1 protein-coding gene is annotated in these 2,565 nt (G+C 46.6%); it reads right to left on the minus strand.

Going from position 1 to position 2,565, the window contains the following annotated elements; genetic code table 11:
- Positions 1-2,565: TonB-dependent receptor (locus VIP81_RS25540; RefSeq protein ID WP_331967918.1), on the minus strand; the 2,565-nt coding region annotated here is incomplete at both ends.

Raw genomic sequence — 2,565 nt, forward strand, 5'->3', positions numbered from 1 at the left:
GCTTCCGGATCAAATATTTTCACTTTGTCGATGGTCAGCAGGTTCTGGCCACTTACGTATACCCGCAGGTTTTGCAAGCCTATCCGTTTGCAAAGGTTGGCAGGAATATTATATCCGAGATCCAGTGTTTTCAAACGTACATAGTTGGTATTCCAGAACCAGAATGTATTGGGGCGGTTTACCCAGTACTCACGGTCACGATCGTACGCTCTTGGCCAGGAGCCATTAGGATTATCTTCTGTCCAACGATCTTTTACATATGCCATCGGGAAATTCCCTATCAGCCCGGATTCTGTACGCAGGTATTGACTGGCGCCGGTGGCTCCCTGCCACAACATGGTAAAATCGAAGTTTTTGAATTTTGCGGTCATGGTTAAACCAAAAATCCAGGTGGGATTTTCTGTGCGATCGAGGCGCACCCGGTCCAGATCATTGATTACATTATCTCCGTTTACATCTTCAAAAATCACATCACCAGATCTGGCACCATCCAGGTGTGCACTATTTTTAACCTGTGCTTCATCTTTATAAATACCAATGGCCTTATAATACAATGGCGCACCTATTTGTTTACCGGTAGACTGTTGCCAGGCCGGCACTCCGGGTGTTTCATCCCAATACAGGATCTTGTTTTGAGCATGTGTAATAGTACCTATGATTTCATAGTGGAATTTTTTGATGTCATTCTTATGAGAAATCACCATTTCAAAACCTTTGTTTTCCACACGGCCAATATTTTCCTGAGGCAGGGTCATACCGGTATAGCCGGGCATAGACAAGCTACGGCTCACCAGGATGTTGGATCTTTTGGTCATAAAATAATCTCCTTCGAAGGCCAGTTTATCTCCCAGAATTTTGGCCTCTATTCCTACATCATAGTTGTTGGCTACTTCCCAGGTAATGGCTTCATTAGGAGAGCGTAATTGATAAAGTCCTTTGTTGAGGTCACCTCCCAACATCACTCCGCCACCACTAAAGCCATAAGTGCTCATGTATTGGAAAGGATCGATCTGGTCGTTACCCATTTGTCCCCAGGACGCGCGTAGTTTGAAGTAGTCCAGTGTGCGGATGCTTTTCTTCCAGAAGTTTTCGTTAGACAATACCCAGCCGGCAGAAGCGCCCGGGAAAAGGCCCATGCGACGACCTTCAGGAAAATTCTGTGAGCCATCGTACCGCATATTATAATCAAAGAGGTATGTTTCCTTGTAATTATAGGAGATACGGCCAAAGTAGTTGCGGCGGGCATATTCGAAACCACTGCCACTATTATTTTTCTCTTTATCGCCACCTAAACTCAACTGATCCAGTTTGTCGCTGATAAAATATTTTCTGTTGGCAGAGAAGTTGTCATTTTTTAAAGTGGCCTGTTCAAATGCGATAAAGCTGCTGATATTATGTTTGCCAAAGGAGCGCACATAGTTTAGTTTGAAGTTGAGCGTAGTTTGACGCAGCGAACCAAATTGCTCCGATAGTTCCGGCGCACTCACGCCTCTGGAACCCGCATTCAGCTTGTGTGTGGGATCATTTGGATCTGCGAGCGTGTATAATGTCCAGGGCTTGATATATGATTTGTAGAAGTCGAAATTCTGGTCGTATGCGAAGCTACCATCCACAAACAATCCTTCTACCCACGGAATATTCACCACGGCCGACATGTTGGTATTGATAACATAATTTTTATCGCTCGTGTAGCCGATGGCGTTAGTACCTGTTACCACGGGATTATCGCCATACTCGATATCGGGTCCTGGCATGCCGTTGGGCCAGATCGCGTTTTCCGTAGGACGGCCCCGCATCAGTGAGCGGAAAATAGATCCGGCGCTGCGTGGAGGAAAGTTCCGGTTTTCTAAACGGCCCGCCAGATCAAAACGCAGACGGATGTAATCATTTACCACGGCGTCGAGGTTGGCCCTCACATTCTGTTGCTTATAATTAGTGGCGCTGTTTTTATAAATACCGTCCTGGAATAATGAACCCAGTGAAACGAAATAAGACATCTTTTCAGAACCGCCACTGAGCGACAGGTCATGCCTGTTTTGCAGTGAAAATTTCTTGATAGCGGCATCATACCAGTTGGTATTGGGATACAGCCATGGATCGGAGCCATCGCCAAATTTTTTGATCTGGTCATCCGTGTATTTCGGTGCATCGCCACCATACTTCAAAATTTCGTTCACCACCTTGGCGTAGGTTGGTGCATCGGCCATTTCCGGCAACCTGGTAGGCGTTACAAACGACTGGTTAAAACCATAACTCAGCGTTGGCTTTCCTCCTTTACCCCGTTTGGTAGTCACGAGGATAACACCATTCGCAGCCCGGGAACCATAGATTGCCGCGGCAGCATCTTTCAGAATGGATACGCTTTCAATGTCGTTCGGATTCATGCGTTCAAAACCATCCCTCGGGAAACCATCAATCACCACCAGTGGGTTGCTATTGCCTAGTGTACTGCGGCCACGGATAAAGATCCTGGAGCCATCGTAACCGGGTTCACCGCTATTGTTAACGGCAATAATGCCCGGAATACGGCCTACCAGTGAGTTGGAGATGTTTACGTTGGGCGAC

Origin of the sequence: Chitinophaga sp. (genome assembly GCF_036566945.1) — a bacterium.
Classification (GTDB): Bacteria; Bacteroidota; Bacteroidia; order Chitinophagales; family Chitinophagaceae; genus Chitinophaga.